The organism is Pseudomonas sp. Pseusp9 (genome assembly GCF_059491265.1).
In genome coordinates this window covers 1,781,115-1,798,709 of the sequence record NZ_CP168500.1, presented here as the reverse complement: position 1 = coordinate 1,798,709, position 17,595 = coordinate 1,781,115, and the positions used below count along the sequence as shown (strand labels likewise).

Genomic DNA, 17,595 nt, shown 5'->3' with positions numbered 1-17,595 from the left:
AACCGGCTCAGCGCCCGCCGATTGACGGGGCTTGCCCAGCCAGCTGGAAAAGGATGCAGGGTGAATGCCGGGGAGGGTTTTTCCAGGGCGAGTGCCGCACCACATGCGTGGTGCGGTATGTGCTCGGTTCAACTGTAGAACGTCGGGTGCACGCCTTTGTGCGCGTTGATTTCCTGTTGCATCTGCACCACCAGCGTCGCAATCGCGTGGGGCGTGTCCAGCTCCCACAGCGGAACGCGGGTAGCCACCAGGTCCACTTTGCCGGTCATGCAGTCGCACACGCGAATGGTCAGGGACTGATCCGGCGCCACGCTGCAGGTGCATATCGATGGCAGAAAACTGTGTTCAATGATGTTTTGGATTTCCAGGGTTGAAAGGATCATCGCTGTCTCCCTCACGCCAGAGGTACTGCCGGGAAAATGCTCCGTCATTTCACCCGCCTAACCAGAAAATTCTAGTCCTCGCCGGGGGCGCTCTCAAGATCGCGAACGGGTTGCTCGTCGTCTCACCGGGTGTCGCGAAATGCGACAAACACCCCACACGCCCCTCGTCACCTGAAGCCGAAAAAACCCGCCCGACAACGGCCGACCGGCGCTTTGCAGGACTTGGCACAGCCATTGCGAAAGCCTGGTTCTCACGAACAACAAGAGGCCTCGCCAATGTCGCTCCCAAACGTGCTTCCCGCCACTTCGGCATTCATCCAACGCGCCCCGCGCATGCTGATCGGCGGTGACTGGGTCGAGGCCGCCGACGGCCAGACCATGCCCCTGCACAACCCGGCCACCGGTGAAGTGTTGTGCGTGGTGCCACGGGCAACCCCGGAAGATGTCGACCGCGCGGTGCTCGCCGCCCGCCAGGCGTTCGACGATTCGGCCTGGACCCGCACCCGCCCCCGGGAGCGGCAGAACCTGCTGTGGAAACTCGCCGACCTGATGCAGCGCGACGCCGAACTGCTGGCGCAACTCGAATGCCTGAACAACGGTAAAAGCGCGGCGGTGGCCCAGGTGATGGACGTGCAACTGGCCATCGACTTCCTGCGCTACATGGCCGGTTGGGCGACCAAGATCGAAGGTTCAACGGTCGACGTTTCGGCACCGCTGATGCCCAACGACCAGTTCCACAGTTTCATCCGTCGCGAAGCGGTGGGCGTGGTCGGCGCCATCGTCGCCTGGAACTTCCCGCTGTTGCTGGCCTGCTGGAAACTCGGTCCGGCCCTGGCCACCGGTTGTACCGTGGTGCTCAAACCCGCTGACGAAACCCCGCTGACCGCACTGAAACTCGCCGAGCTGGTGCTGGAAGCCGGGTATCCCGAAGGCGTGTTCAACGTGGTCACCGGCACCGGCATCACCGCAGGTTCCGCACTGACCCACAACCCGCTGGTGGACAAACTGACCTTCACCGGTTCCACCGCCGTGGGCAAGCAGATCGGCAAGATCGCCATGGACTCCATGACCCGGGTCACCCTGGAACTGGGCGGCAAATCGCCGACCATCGTCATGGCCGACGCCGACCTGAAAACCGCCGCAGCCGGAGCCGCCAGCGCGATTTTCTTCAATCAGGGCCAGGTCTGCTGCGCGGGCTCGCGGCTGTATGTACAGCGCAAGCATTTCGACAATGTGGTGGCGGACATCAGCGATATCGCCAACGCCATGAAACTCGGCAACGGCCTGGACCCGAGCGTCGAAATGGGGCCGCTGATCTCGGCGCGGCAGCAGGAGCGCGTCTACGGGTACATCGAAAAGGGCCGGGAAAGCGGTGCGACCATCGCCTGCGGCGGTGAACAGTTTGGCCCGGGGTTCTTCGTCAAGCCGACGGTGATTGTCGACGTCGATCAGAAGCACTCGCTGGTGCAGGAAGAAATCTTCGGCCCGGTGCTGGTGGCCATCCCGTTCGATGACGAAGCCGATGCCTTGCGCATGGCCAACGACAGCCCCTACGGCCTGGGGGCGAGCATCTGGTCCAATGACCTGGCGGCGGTGCACCGGATGATTCCGCGCATCAAGTCAGGCTCAGTGTGGGTCAACTGCCACAGCGCCCTCGATCCGGCGCTGCCTTTCGGCGGCTACAAAATGTCCGGGGTCGGGCGTGAGATGGGGTATGCGGCGATCGAGCATTACACCGAGCTTAAGTCGGTGTTGATCAAGTTGTAATAGCGGCGTTCTTCAGGCCGCCTTCGCGAGCAGGCTCGCTCCCACATTGGAACGCATTCCCATGTGGGAGCGAGCCTGCTCGCGAAGAGGCCAGGCCTGTCACCGCAAATATCAGGGTTTGAATCCCTGTCCTAATAACCACCCCCGAACCATCCGCCCTTGCTCCATCGTCAGCCCGGCCAACACCTGCTCCGCCGGCTCTTGGCACATCAACCGCCGCACCAACGGCGCCACCTCAACCCCCTGCACATGCCAGATGCCCAACGGCTGATCCGCCGTGATCACCACCTCGGCCTCGTCGACCAGACCATCAAGCAACACCGGCGCCCGTTCGATCCTCAGCGCATTGAAATCCGCCTCGGCATGGGCCACCTCGGCATCCGGCCAGCGCCGTCGTGCCTGCCAGAAAGGCTGCTCCGGCCAGCGTTGCTCATCGGCATAGAAATCCCGGCCGATCCGCGCAAAACGCAAGAACAACTGCTCCACCCGCTGTTGATGGAAACGCTGGGCCAGGGCCGCTCGTTCGGGTTTGCACAGCAGCGTGTTGATCACCACCGGTGCCTGCAACGCCGAAGACAGGGATTGAAAAATGCCATTGCCCGACAACGGGTCGACGGCCATTGCCGCATCGCCGACCCGAATCCAGTTTTCGCCACACACCTGCGGGCTCAGAATCGCCGTGCTGCTGCGGGCGTGCAGTTGCAGATCAGATTCCGCCAGGCCTGCAAAAAATGCGGTGGCCAGCGTCGAACCCTGGCGCCGCTGCCGGCAGTAATCGAGCAACATGGCCTTGCCCGGCAACCCGGCACTGGCCACGTCTACTGTCCATTGCCAGTAACACTGGCCGTCGGCGCGCCGCGCCATCCACGCCCAACCGTCCTCGAGGCTTTCCACGGCGCTGGCGGTGCTGCCCGGCAAACCCTGCCAGCGATTGAGCAGGCTGACCGTCTCGGGGCCGCGCAAGCCTTTGCCGGTAGCCGGAGCCTGCCGTCCGCGGGCTTCGACGAGAAACGCTGCGAGCAGCGGTTCGCGGCCGTCGATTTCGATTCGATGACCATTGGCCGATGATTGAACCGTCAACACCCGGCCTTCAATCAGCTCAACCCCCGCCAGGCGCAAATCCTCGCGCAGGCCCCGGTCAAAAACCGGACGGTCGAGCAAGTATTCGACGTTCTGCGCATGCTGCTGGCCATTCCATGAGACCTGGCGCTGGGACGGCAACGCCGCATCCGCCAATGCGTGCTGCAGGCCCGCGCTGCGCAGGGCTTCCAGCACACGTACGGACACGCCTTCGAGCGCCGCAAACCGGCGCCATTCACTGATCAGCGTGACGCCATGGCCCAGCCGCCGCAACCCAAGTGCGACTGCGGCACCCGACGGCCCGGCCCCCAGAATGACGATGTCGGTCATGGTCCGAATCGCCGTTCAGGGCCACGGTAACGGGCATGTTCGCGCAACCACTCGATGACTTGCTCATTGCTGGCGCCGGGCTGTTCGGCGAGGAACCCGGCAATGTGCCCGCTCAACGCGGCGCAACCGAGACTCGCCCCGGATTGCCCCGGATAGGTGCCCTGCACACAGGCGGCGAAATCCGCCTGGGCGCTGTTCAGCCACGACCACTCCTGCTCGGCGCACCGCGCATCGCCGGTCACCCGCAACACTTGCGGATAGTTGGCCGGAAACACCCCTTCGCCCTGGGCCGGACTCGACGCACACAGCAGCACGCCCTGTGCCACGGCCGCCGCGCAAGCCGCGCGCAACAGGCTGCGATCCTGACGCAGGCCAAGGCTCAAATTGATCATTCGCACGTTTTGCGTCAGCAGCCAGTCAATCGCCGTGGCAATCTGCAAGGCGCTGGTGACGCCCCGCTGGTCGAACACCTGGGCCACGCAAAACTGCGCCGAGGGCGCGCGCCGGCCGATGGCCTCGATCACCGCACTGCCATGCCCCAGCGGATCGTCGCGCAAGTCACCCTCGGCCAGGCCATCTTCGAGCAATGAAAAGCGCCGACCGGCGATTACCTGCGACCGTTGTGCCACCGAATGGCCGCTGTCTACCACACCAATGCGCAACTCAGGTTTCATGCAGCACCGTTTTCGAGGTCAGTACGCCATCGAGCAATTCGAAACGCAGATCGGCATCGGCCAGGGTTGAAGGGCGATGGCTGATGAGGATGCGCGTGCGTGCGGCAAACAAGCGGTCGATGGCGTCGATGACTTCGCGCTCGGTGGCTTCATCCACCGCGGATGTGGCTTCATCGAGTACCAGAATCAAAGGGTCCTGCAACAGCGCCCGGGCAATCGCGATGCGCTGCTTCTGCCCGCCGGACAACTGCTGCCCTCGCTCCCCCAACGGACTGTCGAGGCCTTCGGGCAAGGACTCGATCAGGCTGTCGAGTTGCGCCAGCCGCGCCACTTCGGCAATTGCCTCGCGGCTGGCGTCCGGCACCGCATAGGCCAGGTTGTCGGCGAGGCTGCCGCGAAACAGCACGATGTCCTGGCTGACCACCGCAATGCGCCGCCGCAACTGGAACAGATCCAGTTCGCGCACATCGACGTCGCCCAGCAGCACCCGGCCCGATTGCGGATCGTGATGCCGCTGCAGCAGGTCGATCAAGGTGGATTTACCCACGCCCGAGCCGCCGCTGAGGGCCACTTTCAAACCGTAGGGAATCCGCGCTTCGATGCCACGCAGGGTCGACTGGCGGCCGGGATGAGCAAAATGCACGTTGTCGAACCAGAGATCGCCGCCAGTGGGCATCGGGCGTGGCGTGGCGGGCGTCAACACGGTCGGTTGTTCGCCGCGCAATTCCATGACCCGGCCGAGGCTGACGGTCATCCGCTGAATTGCGACATAGAGCCCGAGCAGGCTCTGGACCGGCCCCACGGCCATGCCCAGGTAGGTGGAAAACGCAATCAGGGCACCGAGCTGCCAGGTGCCCTGCACCACCCAGTAACCGCCGATCAGGAATGCGCAGGCCCTGGACAGCGAGGTCAGCGTACCGGGAACCGCCTGGGTAAAAAACTCGGTGACCTGCAGGCGCAGCAACTGGCTCATGTAGCCCTGCCCCAGCGACTCGAGGCGCCGTGCTTCGCGCTGTTGCTGGCCGGCAGACTGGATGAACTTCATGACCGGCAATGTCTCGACCATGAACGACGACATGTCCGCCGAACGCTCGCGCAGTTGCCGCACATCGCGCTCGACCTTGCGCCGCATCCAGCGCAGCCAGAGGACATCGAGGGGTATCAGCACCAGGGCCAGCAACGAGAGTTTCCAGGACAACGTCAACAGCATCGCAATGGCAACCACCAGGCCGATCACGCTCGACACCGCCGAGAACAGCGAGTCCACGGCGAAGCGCTGGATTTCCGCGACGTCGCCATCCAGACGCGACATCAGGTCGCCAATGCGCCGCTGACCGTAAAAGCTTGGCGACAGCGTTTGCAAATGCCGATACAGGTCATCGCGCAGGGCGAACAGCATGCGCCCGGAAAGGCGCGTGTGCAGGTAGCGGTTGATGCCCGAAAGCGCCGTGCCCAGCAACCCGGCGACGATCATCAGCCCGGCGATCATGACCAGCATCGGGAAGTTGCGCGCCAGCAGGCCGTCGTCGATCAACAGTTTGGTCAGCCAGGGTTGCACCAGCACCAACGCTGAAGCGCAGACCGACAAACCCAGCAGCCCGGCAATCGCCAGGCGATGGGGCCGCACAAAGCTGTACAGCCAGCGCAGCGACGCTTGCAGAGCCTCGGGGTTCTGGTTGTCGATCAGCCGAACGATCAGGCGCTGCATCACGAACGCAACTGTTTGAGCTTGCGATACAGGGTCGCGCGGCTGATGCCCAGGGCGTCGGCGGCGGCCGAGACGTTGCCCTGATGGGTGTCCAGGGACTGGCGAATCAGCTCCAGTTCGTTTTCGCGGATGCTGCCGGCCTGGGGCCGTTCGCTGGCGGTCAATTCGTCGAGCATGCTGTCGGGCAAGTGGTCGAGGGTCAGCACGGTTTCACCCGGTTCGCGCATGGCCAGTGCAGTACGCAGGACCATCTCCAGTTGGCGGATGTTGCCCGGCCAGTGATAACCGCTGAGCAAGCGATTCAGATCGTCGTGCAGGACCACGGTGGGTGCGCCCAGTGTCGTCAGCATGCGACTGATCAGAGCGTCGAAATCCTCGCGTTCGCGCAGGGCCGGGAGCATCACGCTGATGCCGTTGACCCGGTAGAACAGGTCTTCGCGAAAGTGTTTTTCTTCCACCAGACGCTTGAGGTCGCGGTGGGTGGCGCAGATCAGCGCGACGTCGATGTCCTGCTCTTCGCCAGCGCCCAGGGGCGCGACCTTGCGATCCTGCAGCACCCGCAACAGCCGGGCCTGCAAGGCCAATGGCATGTCGCCGATTTCATCGAGGAACAAGGTGCCACCGTGAGCCTGTTGCAGGCGGCCGACCATGCCGCCCCGGCGTGAACCGGTGAACGCGCCTTCGCGATAGCCGAACAGTTCGGACTCGATCAGGCCTTCGGGAATGGCCGCGCAGTTCACCGCCACGAAGGGTTTTTCGCTGCGCGCTCCGGCCAGGTGCAGGGCACGAGCGACCACTTCTTTACCGGTACCGGTTTCGCCCAACAACAGGACCGGCAGTTCATTGGCCAGGCCTTGGCGGGCCATGCGCAAGGCACGGGCGTAGCGGGTATTGCTGCCAGCCAGCGCTTCCAGGTCCGGTTGTGCCTTGGCCGGTTTCGCGGCAGTGCGCGGCGGGCTGCCGACGTTGATCGAGCGTTGCGGCGCCCGCAGGGTTTTGTAGAAGAATTCGCCCTTGGCGGTTTGCAGGCTGCCGGTCCCACCCTGATGCAGGCGCGCCAGCAACTGCAAGCCATCGACTCCGAGAAACTCCTCGCAACGCCGGCCGACCAGGGCCGAGCGCTCGGCGTGGAGCAACTGGCAGGCCTGGGCACTGACCGCGAGGATCTGCCCACCGAGGCTCACGGCCAGCAAGCCTTGCCACGGCGATTCCAGATATTGCCGGCGGCTGTGAAAGGCCAGGACGATTTCGTCCGGATAGCTGGCGTTGAACACCCGGCTTTCGATCTGGCTGACCGCCATCGCCAGCAGCGCAGTGCTGTCGTGGGCGCGGCCGAGCGGGCCTTCGCGGGTCAGGTCGAGGACGCCAAGAATGTCGCCCCGGGGGCAATGGATCGGCACCGAAGTGCAGGAAAAATCACTGAGGCGATCCAGGTAATGTTCGCCGCAATCGATCAGGGTCGGCCGCGCTTCCACCAGTGCCGTGCCTAGGGCGTTGGTGCCGCGTACGGCTTCGCTCCAGCAGGCGCCGAGGGTGATGTCCTGCAAGCCGCTGCCCTTGAGACGGTCGGCGCGGCCTTCGACGGCGAGGATCGTGGCATCGGAGTTGGCGAGGATGATCAGCCCTTCCTTGCCCTGACGCTCGGCCAGGTAATCGATCGACGGCAACGCGGCGTCGATCAGCAAGCGGTTGCTGGCCAGCAACACGTCGAGGCTGGCACTCGATTCCAGCGCCAGCTCGTGCTTGGCATTGAAATGCACGCCATGGCTCAGGCTGCGTCGCCACGAGGCATCGATTTCCGCACGCAGGACGCCATCCGGCACTTCGCCTTCCAGGTGCAGCTTTTCCCGGGCCAGCCGGGCTTCGCGATGCAGTTTGGGGGAGTTTGTTTTTATTAGCGTCATCAAGCGCTCCGGGTCATCCGCCCTGCGCCTTCATACGTCGGCGCCCTGCCGCAATCTTTACGTTAACGTAAGGGCTATGGCAAGTGCCTTACGGCGCTTGTGGACCGCGTTATCGTTCATCGCGAGCAGGCTCGCTCCCACAGAGGTCGGTGTTGAACACACATTTGCAGTTCAACCCGTTCAAATGTGGGAGCGAGCCTGCTCGCGAAGGCGTCTTCACAGTCGCCAAAGAATCAGAGCTGCCACACCTGCGGCCCGACAAAAAACGCCTTGGCATTATCCTCCAGGCTCTCCAGGTGATAGCCGCCCTCCTGCACGATCAGGCACGGCAACCCGAGGCTGCGGATCCGCTCGCCGAGCACGGCAAACCCTGCGCGGGTGACCGCCACTTTGCTTTGCGGGTCCAGTTCGAAAATATCGAAACCCAGGGACAGCACCAGCACTTGGGCACCGAAGTCCGTCACCGCCTTCAGTGCTACCTCCAATTGCTCCAGGAAATCCGCTTCGCTGGCGCCATGAGCCATCGGCAGGTTGAGGTTGAAACCCTCCCCTGCGCCGACACCGCGTTCTTCGGCAAAGCCTGCGACACCTGGATAGAAGTTGGTCGGATCGCCGTGCACCGAAACGTACAGCACGTCATCCCGGTCGTAGAAGATCTCCTGAATCCCTTGCCCGTGGTGCATGTCGGTATCCAGCACCGCCACCCGCGAAAAACCGGCGCGCAACACCTGGGCCGCTACAGCCGCGTTGTTCACATAACAGAAACCACCCGCCGCTTCGGCCCGGGCGTGGTGACCCGGTGGACGACACAAGGCATAGGCTGCCGGCTCACCATCGAGCAACGCCTGGGCACCGGCGATGGCGCTTTGTGCCGACCAGTAGGCCGAACGCCAGGTTTGCTCGCCCACCGGGCAACTGCCGTCGGCGAGATAGCGCGCAGCCTGGGCGAGAATCCCGCGCAGGGCATTGGGCTCGCGGACAAAGATGTTCGACATCACCTCGTCGCCCCAATCCTCGGGAATCTCTTTCCAGCGCTGATGGGCTTCCTGCAAGAACGCCAGGTACGGTGCACCATGCACCGCCAGCAGCGGAGCGAGACCGGCATCGGCCGGTTGTTCAACGGTAAAACCCAACGCACGGGAGGCTTGCACCAGGCGTTGCGCACGCTCCGGCACTTCCTGCGGCGTACGCATCTGGCCACGGGAGTAGTAGCTGCGTGGATGGTGGAGCAATTGTTCGGGATGGAAAAAACTGCGCATGGAGTGAATACCTGTCAGTTAACCTGGATCTTGAGCCTGGTCGCGCCCCACTGTGGGAGCGAGCCTGCTCGCGAAAGCGCTGTATCGGACAATATTTTCGTCGACTGACACGCCCTCTTCGCGAGCAGGCTCGCTCCCACAGGGATCGTGTTTATTCAGTTTTTACCGCGCGTGCCAGTACCGCATTGAGCAATACATCCGTGCCCTGGCGCACATCTTCGGGCAACACATCTTCAGCCTCGTTGTGGCTCAGGCCGCCCACGCACGGGATGAACACCATGGCGGTCGGGCAGAACCGCGCCAGGTGGATCGCGTCATGCCCGGCACCGCTGACGATCGACTGCTGAGCGTAGCCCAGCGCATCCACGGCCTGTTGCACCGCCGCCACGCAATCAGCGTCGAACGGCGTCGCCGGGCTGATCCAGTGCGGGGTGATCGTCAGTTGCAATCCGCGATCGTCGGCTATCGCCTGAAGCCGCGCACGGACTTGTTGCTCCATCGCCTCGATGGTTTCATCACGGTGATGACGCAGGTCGACGGTGAAGTTCACAAGCCCCGGAATGGTGTTGCGCGACGACTTGTTGATGCTCAATTCACCGACCGTGGTCAGGCCTTCAGGGGCGAAGTCCGCCGCCAGGCCTTCGATGGCCTGGATCATCTGCGCGACACCGTACAAGGCATCCTTGCGCAGCGGCATCGGCGTGGTGCCGGCGTGGGCCGCCATGCCTTCGACTCGTACGTCGAGCCAGCGAATCGCCTGGCCGCCGCTGACCACGCCAATGCTCTTGGCGTTGTCTTCGAGGATCGGCCCTTGCTCGATATGGGCTTCAAAATACGCATCCACCGCACCACCCAGTGGGCGCTCGCCGGCATAACCGGTGCGCCGCAACTCATCGGCGACGCTGATGCCGTTCACATCCCGCACCGCCAGCGCAGCGTCCAGCGCCATGATGCCGGTGAACACCGCCGAGCCGAACATGGCCGGGGTGAAGCGTGCGCCTTCTTCGTTGGTCCACACCGCCACTTCCAGCGGCTTGCGGGTCTGGATACCCAGATCGTTCAGGCAGCGCACCACTTCCAGGCCGGCGAGCACGCCGTACACGCCATCGAACCGCCCGCCTTCGGGCTGGGTATCGAGGTGGCTGCCCATCATCACCGGAGCAGCTTCAGGATCAGTGCCGGCGCGGCGGGCGAACAGGTTGCCGATGGCATCCACGCTCAGGGTCATGCCGGCTTCGCGGCACCAGTGGGCAAAGAGTTCGCGACCGGCCTTGTCCTCGTCGCTCAAGGCCAGGCGGCAACTGCCGCCACGGGCGGTGGCACCGATTTCGGCCATCGCCATCAGACTCGCCCAGAGGCGTTCGCCATTAATCTTCAACATGAGTCACTCCAGGACAATCAGGATTAAGCGCGGGCCAGTTCGACGCGTTCAGCGCTGGCATGGCGACGGGCAAGGGACAGGACACACAGCAGCGAAGTCGCAGCGATCAGGCTGTAGAACACCGCCATCGGCCACCACTGCCCGGCGAACCTGTGCGCCAGCATCGTGCCGATCAACGGCGTCAGGCCACCGGCCACCGCGCCGCATATCTGGTACGCCAGGGAAATCGCCGTGTAGCGCACGCGGGTCTCGAACATGCCACTGACATAGCCGGCGATCACTGCATAGAACGACGCCATGCACACCACCGCCAACGCAATGCCGAGGATGATCAGCGGCGCCTGGGCCGAACTGACCAGCACGAACATCGGGTATGGCGACGCCATGGCCAGCAACGACACCAGGCACAGGAAGCGGGTCGCGCCGATCTTCTCGGCGACCCAGGCCGCCAGCGGCTGAATGCAGAACTGGATGATCGCGACGAAGAACAGACACTCCAGAATCAGCGAGCGTGGAAGTTCGAGCTGCTGGGTGGTGTAGGCGATCATGAAGGTGTTGGTGAAATACACCCCGGCGATTCCCAGCGTGTTGGCGCCGATGCACAACAGCAGCGGACGCCACGCGGTGCGCAGCACCTCCATGACCGGTGCCTGTTCCTTGCACTGTTTTTTGCTGGCCTGCTCGCGGCTGGCAAGAAACTCCGGCGACTCATTGACCCCCAGGCGAATCGCCAGGCCCACCAGCAGCAACAGCGAACTGGCGAGGAACGGCAAGCGCCAGCCCCAGCTCATCAGGTCGTCTTCCGGCAGACGGGTGACCGCACTGAAGGCCAGCAGCGACAGGATCAAACCCGCAGGGCTGCCCAGTTGCGCAAACGAGGCGAAGAAATTGCGCCGACCTTTCGGCGCATGCTCGCCGGCCATCAACACCGCCCCACCCCACTCGCCACCCACGGCGATGCCCTGGACGATGCGCAGCAGAATCAGCAACACCGGGGCAGCGGCACCGATTTGCGCGTAGGTCGGCAGTAAGCCGATGCACACCGTGACCACCCCCATCATCAACAAGGTGATGATCAGCGACTTCTTGCGACCGATGCGGTCACCGATATGGCCGAAGACAATCCCGCCCAACGGCCGCGCAAAGAAACCCACGGCGAACGTGCCGAACGCGGCCATGGTGCTGAACAGTTTGTCGTCGGAAGGGAAAAACAGCGCGCCGAACACCAGCGCGGCGGCGGTGGCGTAAATGTAAAAGTCGTACCACTCGATCATCGTGCCAATGAAGGCAGCGGCTGCCGCACGGCGCGGCTGAGACGAAGCGGGAGGCTTCATGGGGGGACTCCTTTGGTTATTTTTCTGGCAGGAGAGAAACGGCAAATCCGCGACGCTCTGGCGGCGCCGGTCTGGGGATGATTTTTCGTTTCAGGAGCATGATTAGTCAATTTTCTATTTGTTATTTGAAGTATTACTGAAACTTATAATTGAGGGTGGCAGCAATCGAACACGACGTGCAAACCCGTAGGCGTTCAAAAGAAAGAAAGTAATCGGGCACAAAAAAGCCGAAGCCCCTTACAGGCTTCGGCTTTTTTTGTCAGTTTTTCCTGAGTGTTTTTCCAGCGCCTAAAGGCGCCTAGCCATTACTTGCAGCCCTCTCTGCCTGTTCCGGACTCACCCGCAGCAGCGCTTCAGGAGCACGCAACGTCCATAGCAGATAGACGCCCACCAGCCCGGCGGCGGACAGGGACAACATCCCTGCTCGGGGATCGATGAACCATACTTCCATATTGGCTTTGAGCATGGGTGCGACAAAGCCACCAATGTTTCCCATGGAACCAATCAGCGCAATTCCGCCTGCGGCGGCGACGCCACCGAGGTAACTGGTCGGCAGCGTCCAGAACAGCGGTTGAACGGTCACAAAACCAGCCGCGGCGAAACAGAATGCCAGCAATACCGGCGCGAAGCTGTTGAGCAAAGCCGAGGCAGCAATACCCAGGGCCGCCATGGTCAACATGCACATTGCCATCTTCAGGTGCGTACCACGACGGTCGGCATAGCGCGTCACAAAAAACATGGCGACAGCGGCGCACAGCCACGGCAATGAAATGAACATGCCCACTTCGAGGCCGACCTTGGTCCCCAGCAGCTCTGCAATTCGGGTTGGCAGATAAAAGATCACGCCGTACACACTGACCTGAACGCTGAAATAGATCAGGATGAACTTCAGCACTCGCTTGTTGCGGACCAGGTCCAGCAGGCTGTTCGGCCCATGGGCCAGCTTGAGCTTGTCTTCAGCCTTGAGTTCCTGACTCAGCGCGGCCTTCTCCTCTGCTGTAAGCCAGTTGGCATCCTGCGGCTTACTCTTGAGGTAGAACAGCGCAATGATCCCGACGACAACAGCCGCCAACCCTTCGACCAGAAACATCCACTGCCAGTTGGTCAGGTTGAAGATGCCATGCATCTCCAGCAACCAGCCAGACAGCGGACTGCCTACCATCAAGGCCAGCGGCAAGCCGAAATAGTAGATCCCGATCGCCTGACCGCGACGCTGGGCCGGAAACCAGTAGGTCAGATAGAGGATCACACCTGGCGAAAAACCCGCTTCGGCTACGCCGAGCAGAAAACGTAGCAGGTAAAACGTCGTTTCGTCGCGCGTGAACATCATGGCGGCGGACACCAGCCCCCACGTGATCATGATCCGGCTGAGCCAGACTCTTGCGCCGAGTCGGTGCAACAACAGGTTGCTGGGGACTTCGAAAATCGCATAACCGATAAAGAAAATACCCGCGCCCAGGGCGAAGGCAGCGTTACTCAAGCCGATGTCGGTTTGCAGTGCCGCCTTGGCGAAGCCGACGTTGGAGCGATCGATCATCGCCAGGGCGAACATCAACGCGAGGAACGGCAACAGCTTCCATCGACACTTGGCCAGCGCGCTCTCGATAGCGGCTGTGTGCTCCGATCTTGTATTTTGGGTCATCATTTGTGTGCCTTATTATTAGATGTCCAGCGACCACTGCGGTTTATCTGCCAGATATTTCAGGCAGGTAAATCAGTGGATAGATTTACCCGCCACCAGACCGCGAGCGATCAGGTTGCCTATCAATGCACGCAGGCCAAACGTCCAGGGTGTGGCTTCATTGCTGTAGGTGACACGATTGTGAAGCGTGCCCAATAACGGGCTGCTGATACTGACGCTATCGCCCGGCTTGTGGGTGAAGCCACTGCCCTGCTCCTCACGATCTTGCGTCGGGGCAAACAAAGTGCCGAGAAACAGCATGAAGCCATCCGGATACTGGTGATCGCTGCCCACTGTCTGGGCCACCAGTTCCAGCGGGTCGCGGCTGATCTGTTCCATCGAGCTGCTGCCGCGCATGACAAAACCGTCATCGCCTTCTACAACCAGGTCGACCACGCAGCGGCGCACATCATCCAGAGAAAAACCTTCGTCGAACAGACGAATGAACGGACCAAGGGCGCATGACGCATTGTTGTCCTTGGCTTTGCTCAGCAGTAATGCGCTACGGCCTTCGAAGTCTCGCAGGTTGACGTCGTTGCCCAAGGTTACGCCGTGAACCTGACCACGGCTGTTCACCGCCAGGACGATTTCCGGCTCGGGGTTGTTCCATTTCGACTTGGGATGAATGCCTACCTCGTTGCCGCTACCAACGGACGCGAGGACCGGAGCCTTGGTGAATATCTCGGCATCAGGACCGATGCCGACTTCCAGGTACTGTGACCACAGTCCCTGCTCAATCAGCACGCCCTTCAGTCGGGCCGCTTCGCTCGAGCCTGGTTTGATCGAGCGAAGGTTATCGCCTATGGCCGCCTTGACGAGTCCGCGTACGCTCTCGGCCTTGGCGGCATCGCCACCCGCCTGCTCTTCGATCACGCGTTCGATCATGCTGGCGGCGAATGTCACACCAGCGGCCTTGATCACCTGCAAGTCAGCCGGTGGCAACAGAAAAGCCTTGGCAGGATCACACCCTGGTCCCGTATTGGCCAGCAAATCATCAAGGCTTGCGATGTAATGGCCGCGAGTGCTGCGAACGGCCTCGAGCGGTGAGGTGCTCTCCAGCAGGTCGCTCAATGTCGGGAAGGCCTCGGACAAATCAAACACACCGTCGGCGCGCAGCACCACTGGCGAGGGGCCTGCGGTCTCCCCCGGAACCCAGGCACGACCGATCAGGGTGCCTTGCGTTCCATCCATCGGCAGGGTGTTTTTACAGGTCAGATTCAGTTGGGGCATATGCAAGTCCAGGTCAATTCGATGACGACAGGGCAAAACTAGTGGACTTGATTGATAAATCCCAATGACATATTTTCAGTGTTTGATATGTTTTTGTTATCGAACAGATTGAGCGTCCTATGGAAAACGATGAGATTTCATACGCCAGCGTCAGCAAATGGCTGAAGATCAAGCACTTGATGCTGGTCGATACCCTGGCCAGGACCCGCAACATGCACACCACCGCCGAACTGATGAACCTGACCCAGCCCGCCATCAGCAAGATGTTGCGTGACATCGAGCTGTTGCTCGGCTTTGCGCTGTTCGAACGGCAAACCCGCAGCATGGTCCTGACCGAACTGGGTGAGTTCGTGGTCCGCTATGCGCGGATGACCCTGGACGACACACAGTCTTTCGTCGATCAGCTCAACAAACTGCGCAAAGGCGGGCATGGCCATTTGAAGGTCGGCGCGATTTTCGCCGCGACCTCGGTCGTGCTGCCCGAAGCCATCACCCGGATCAAACTGGACCGCCCCATGCTGTCCATTGAAGTGATCGAGCAAACCAGCAATCAACTGCTGGAGATGCTCGAGCATAAAAAGCTCGACCTGATCATTGCCCGCTTCACGGATGATCGTTATCAGCAACCGTTCGACTTTCGTGCACTCGGGCCTGAACCCTTCTGTCTGGTGGTCAACAGTCGCCATCCTCTGGCGCAGTTCGATGAAGTGGCGATCGAGCAGCTCAGCGATTGGCCCTGGGTCATGTATCCCTTCAATGCCCCCATACGTCGCCGGATGGAAAGTGCCTTCACCGAATTCAACATGCGCACGCCCACCAACACGGTCGAAACCATCTCGATGCCCACCTTCCTGCAATTGCTGCAGTCCGGTCCGATGCTCGCCTTCCTGCCTGAGTCCATGGTCCAGTCGCAGGTCCAGAGTGGTTTGCTCAAAGTGCTCAACACGCCGTTCAAGGTCGAACCCCAGGACTACGGCATCATCACGCGAAAAGACGAACCGCTGAGCGAAGCTGCCCGGGAATTCGCCGATACCTTGCTGGAATTTGCCAGGCTGCGACGGGAAGCGGGCGATCGTTGAGCAATGTTTCGCTCAAAAAAACCCAGATCAATGAGAAAAGGTTATCGATCAATCCAAAGGTCTCATTAGGCAGCGACCCGCGGCGGCTCTTATAGTGCAGCGACAAAGGCAAGGCGCGGCCCGTTCGCCAGCGACCTCCCCACGCTTCATAGCCAGTGAGTTTGCGATGCAATTGATCATGAAAACCGGCGCAAGCGCCGTCCTGCGCCTCAATCCTCTGGACGATGTATTGATCGCCCGCCGGCCATTGGTAACCGGTGAAGTGCTCGAGCAGGAAGGCGTGACCGTGCGCCAGCCGATACCCGCCGGCCACAAGGTCGCCGCACGCCGTATCGAAGCCGGCCAGCCCTTGCATCGTTATGGGCAGATCATCGGTTTTGCGACCGGGGTTATCGATGCCGGGGATCACGTGCATGTACACAACCTGAGCATGGGCGACTTCGCCCGCGACTATGGCTTCAGCCTTGATGTAAAGCCCGACAGGCCCCTGAACGGCGAGCCAATGTTCATGGGCATCGTGCGCCCGGATGGTCGTGTGGCGACGCGTAACTACATCGGCATCCTGACCTCCGTGAACTGCTCGGCCACTGTCGCCCGCGCCATTGCCGACCACTTCCGACGGGACATCAACCCTGGCGCTTTGGCGGCGTATCCCAACGTTGATGGCGTGGTCGCCCTCACCCACTCTGCGGGATGCGCCGTGGATCCTGCCGGCGAAGGCCTGGCCCTGCTGCGTCGAACACTGGCCGGCTACGCCACCCACGCCAACTTCGCCGCCGTGCTGATGATCGGGCTGGGCTGCGAAACCAACCAGATCGAAGGACTGCTCAGCACCCAGGGGCTGAGCCGGAGCCATACGCTGCACACTTTCAGTATTCAGGACAGCGGCGGCACCTCCAAAGCGGTCGCCAGCGGCATCGCCCAGGTCAAGGCGTTACTTGGGGAGGCCAATCAGGTCAAGCGCGAACCCGTGAGCGCCAGGCACCTGGTCATTGGTCTGCAATGTGGTGGCTCGGACGGTTACTCCGGCATTACCGCCAACCCTGCGCTGGGTAATGCAGTGGACCGTCTGGTCGCTTGTGGCGGTACCGCGATCCTTTCCGAAACCCCGGAAATCTATGGGGCCGAACACCTGCTGACCCGCCGGGCAATCAACCGCGCAGTGGGAGAAAAACTCATCGCACGGATCCATTGGTGGGAAGCCTATTGCGAACGCATGGGTGCTGAGCTGAACAACAACCCTTCGGCCGGCAACAAGGTCGGTGGGTTGACCACCATCCTGGAGAAGTCACTGGGCGCTGTCGCTAAAGCAGGCTCCAGCAATCTGGTCGATGTTTATGAGTATGCCCAGGGGGTCAAGGCAAAAGGCCTGGTGTTCATGGACACTCCAGGCTACGACCCGGTATCGGCCACAGGCCAGGTGGCCGGTGGCGCCAATTTGATCGCCTTCACCACAGGGCGTGGCTCAGCGTACGGTTGTGCCCCCTCCCCGTCGATCAAACTGGCAACCAATACCGCCTTGTGGAACCGCCAGCGCGAAGACATGGACATCAATTGCGGCGAGATCACCGAAGACACCATGACCATCGAGGAATGCGGTGCTGCCATCTTCGACCTCATGCTGCGCATCGCTTCGGGCGAACGCAGCATGAGCGAGCAGCACGGTTATGGTCAGAACGAATTCGTCCCGTGGCAGATCGGCGCTGTCACCTGAATCGACAGTCCCTGCTCTCCTTCCCTACTGCCCTGGATCCCCGCAAAGGGGATTCGAACATCTTTTTCCGG

13 protein-coding genes are annotated in these 17,595 nt (G+C 61.8%); 3 read left to right on the top strand and 10 right to left on the bottom strand.

The window, feature by feature from the left end; genetic code table 11:
• Nucleotides 1–128: 128 nt before the first annotated feature.
• On the bottom strand, nucleotides 129–383 hold the full coding sequence (locus tag ACEN8E_RS08175) for a DUF1652 domain-containing protein (RefSeq protein WP_413422526.1): 255 nt from the start codon (nucleotides 381–383) through the stop codon (nucleotides 129–131).
• Between the two features lie 276 nt (nucleotides 384–659).
• Between ACEN8E_RS08175 and ACEN8E_RS08170 the strand changes: the two genes are divergently transcribed.
• Nucleotides 660–2,150, top strand: a complete 1,491-nt coding sequence (locus tag ACEN8E_RS08170) for an aldehyde dehydrogenase family protein (RefSeq protein WP_495592156.1) — start codon at nucleotides 660–662, stop codon at nucleotides 2,148–2,150.
• A 111-nt stretch (nucleotides 2,151–2,261) separates the two neighbouring features.
• Here the strand turns inward: ACEN8E_RS08170 and qhpG are convergent, their stop codons facing one another.
• The 9 genes from qhpG to ACEN8E_RS08125 all read right to left on the bottom strand — a co-directional run bounded on the left by qhpG (nucleotide 2,262) and on the right by ACEN8E_RS08125 (nucleotide 14,731).
• Nucleotides 2,262–3,560: a flavin-dependent monooxygenase QhpG gene (gene qhpG, locus ACEN8E_RS08165; RefSeq protein WP_495592155.1), complete on the bottom strand. Its 1,299-nt coding sequence runs from the start codon at nucleotides 3,558–3,560 to the stop codon at nucleotides 2,262–2,264.
• Entirely contained in the window at nucleotides 3,557–4,234 is a 678-nt protein-coding gene (qhpE, locus tag ACEN8E_RS08160; protein ID WP_495592154.1) for a subtilisin-like serine protease QhpE, read from the bottom strand. Before qhpE ends, qhpG begins: the two co-directional genes overlap by 4 nt.
• On the bottom strand, nucleotides 4,224–5,942 hold the full coding sequence (locus ACEN8E_RS08155) for an ABC transporter ATP-binding protein (protein ID WP_495592153.1): 1,719 nt from the start codon (nucleotides 5,940–5,942) through the stop codon (nucleotides 4,224–4,226). The genes qhpE and ACEN8E_RS08155 overlap by 11 nt, the downstream gene beginning before the upstream one ends.
• Nucleotides 5,942–7,846, bottom strand: a complete 1,905-nt coding sequence (locus ACEN8E_RS08150) for a sigma-54-dependent Fis family transcriptional regulator (protein ID WP_495592152.1) — start codon at nucleotides 7,844–7,846, stop codon at nucleotides 5,942–5,944. Before ACEN8E_RS08150 ends, ACEN8E_RS08155 begins: the two co-directional genes overlap by 1 nt.
• A 233-nt stretch (nucleotides 7,847–8,079) precedes the next feature.
• Nucleotides 8,080–9,105, bottom strand: coding sequence for a histone deacetylase family protein (locus tag ACEN8E_RS08145; protein ID WP_495592151.1), 1,026 nt, complete (start codon nucleotides 9,103–9,105; stop codon nucleotides 8,080–8,082).
• Between the two features lie 151 nt (nucleotides 9,106–9,256).
• Complete coding sequence (locus ACEN8E_RS08140) at nucleotides 9,257–10,486, bottom strand: Zn-dependent hydrolase (RefSeq protein ID WP_495592150.1); 1,230 nt, start codon at nucleotides 10,484–10,486, stop codon at nucleotides 9,257–9,259.
• 23 nt (nucleotides 10,487–10,509) lie between these two features.
• On the bottom strand, nucleotides 10,510–11,820 hold the full coding sequence (locus tag ACEN8E_RS08135; RefSeq protein ID WP_495592149.1) for an MFS transporter: 1,311 nt from the start codon (nucleotides 11,818–11,820) through the stop codon (nucleotides 10,510–10,512).
• Nucleotides 11,821–12,118: 298 nt separating this feature from the next.
• Complete coding sequence (locus ACEN8E_RS08130; RefSeq protein ID WP_495592148.1) at nucleotides 12,119–13,465, bottom strand: MFS transporter; 1,347 nt, start codon at nucleotides 13,463–13,465, stop codon at nucleotides 12,119–12,121.
• A 69-nt stretch (nucleotides 13,466–13,534) separates the two neighbouring features.
• Nucleotides 13,535–14,731 carry a fumarylacetoacetate hydrolase family protein gene (locus ACEN8E_RS08125; protein WP_495592147.1) on the bottom strand — a complete coding sequence of 399 codons (1,197 nt, stop codon included), beginning with the start codon at nucleotides 14,729–14,731 and terminating at the stop codon, nucleotides 13,535–13,537.
• A gap of 119 nt (nucleotides 14,732–14,850) precedes the next feature.
• Here ACEN8E_RS08125 and ACEN8E_RS08120 point away from each other — a divergent pair, with 119 nt between their 5' ends.
• Together ACEN8E_RS08120 and ACEN8E_RS08115 are read left to right on the top strand one after the other, a co-directional pair.
• On the top strand, nucleotides 14,851–15,810 hold the full coding sequence (locus tag ACEN8E_RS08120) for a LysR family transcriptional regulator (RefSeq protein ID WP_495592146.1): 960 nt from the start codon (nucleotides 14,851–14,853) through the stop codon (nucleotides 15,808–15,810).
• Nucleotides 15,811–15,976: 166 nt separating this feature from the next.
• A complete protein-coding gene (locus ACEN8E_RS08115) occupies nucleotides 15,977–17,524 on the top strand; it encodes a UxaA family hydrolase (RefSeq protein ID WP_495592145.1) in 1,548 nt (515 codons plus the stop codon).
• Nucleotides 17,525–17,595 lie beyond the last annotated feature (71 nt).

Excerpts from the sequence above, each read along its gene's own strand:
- ACEN8E_RS08125 (WP_495592147.1), bottom strand. The coding sequence starts at position 14,731 with ATGCCCCAACTGAATCTGACCTGTAAAAACACCCTGCCGATGGATGGA.
- ACEN8E_RS08170 (WP_495592156.1), top strand. The coding sequence starts at position 660 with ATGTCGCTCCCAAACGTGCTTCCCGCCACTTCGGCATTCATCCAACGC.
- ACEN8E_RS08130 (WP_495592148.1), bottom strand. The coding sequence starts at position 13,465 with ATGATGACCCAAAATACAAGATCGGAGCACACAGCCGCTATCGAGAGC.
- qhpG (WP_495592155.1), bottom strand. The coding sequence starts at position 3,560 with ATGACCGACATCGTCATTCTGGGGGCCGGGCCGTCGGGTGCCGCAGTC.
- ACEN8E_RS08115 (WP_495592145.1), top strand. The coding sequence starts at position 15,977 with ATGCAATTGATCATGAAAACCGGCGCAAGCGCCGTCCTGCGCCTCAAT.
- ACEN8E_RS08175 (WP_413422526.1), bottom strand. The coding sequence starts at position 383 with ATGATCCTTTCAACCCTGGAAATCCAAAACATCATTGAACACAGTTTT.
- ACEN8E_RS08145 (WP_495592151.1), bottom strand. The coding sequence starts at position 9,105 with ATGCGCAGTTTTTTCCATCCCGAACAATTGCTCCACCATCCACGCAGC.
- ACEN8E_RS08155 (WP_495592153.1), bottom strand. The coding sequence starts at position 5,942 with ATGCAGCGCCTGATCGTTCGGCTGATCGACAACCAGAACCCCGAGGCT.
- ACEN8E_RS08135 (WP_495592149.1), bottom strand. The coding sequence starts at position 11,820 with ATGAAGCCTCCCGCTTCGTCTCAGCCGCGCCGTGCGGCAGCCGCTGCC.
- ACEN8E_RS08120 (WP_495592146.1), top strand. The coding sequence starts at position 14,851 with ATGGAAAACGATGAGATTTCATACGCCAGCGTCAGCAAATGGCTGAAG.
- ACEN8E_RS08140 (WP_495592150.1), bottom strand. The coding sequence starts at position 10,486 with ATGTTGAAGATTAATGGCGAACGCCTCTGGGCGAGTCTGATGGCGATG.
- ACEN8E_RS08150 (WP_495592152.1), bottom strand. The coding sequence starts at position 7,846 with ATGACGCTAATAAAAACAAACTCCCCCAAACTGCATCGCGAAGCCCGG.
- qhpE (WP_495592154.1), bottom strand. The coding sequence starts at position 4,234 with ATGAAACCTGAGTTGCGCATTGGTGTGGTAGACAGCGGCCATTCGGTG.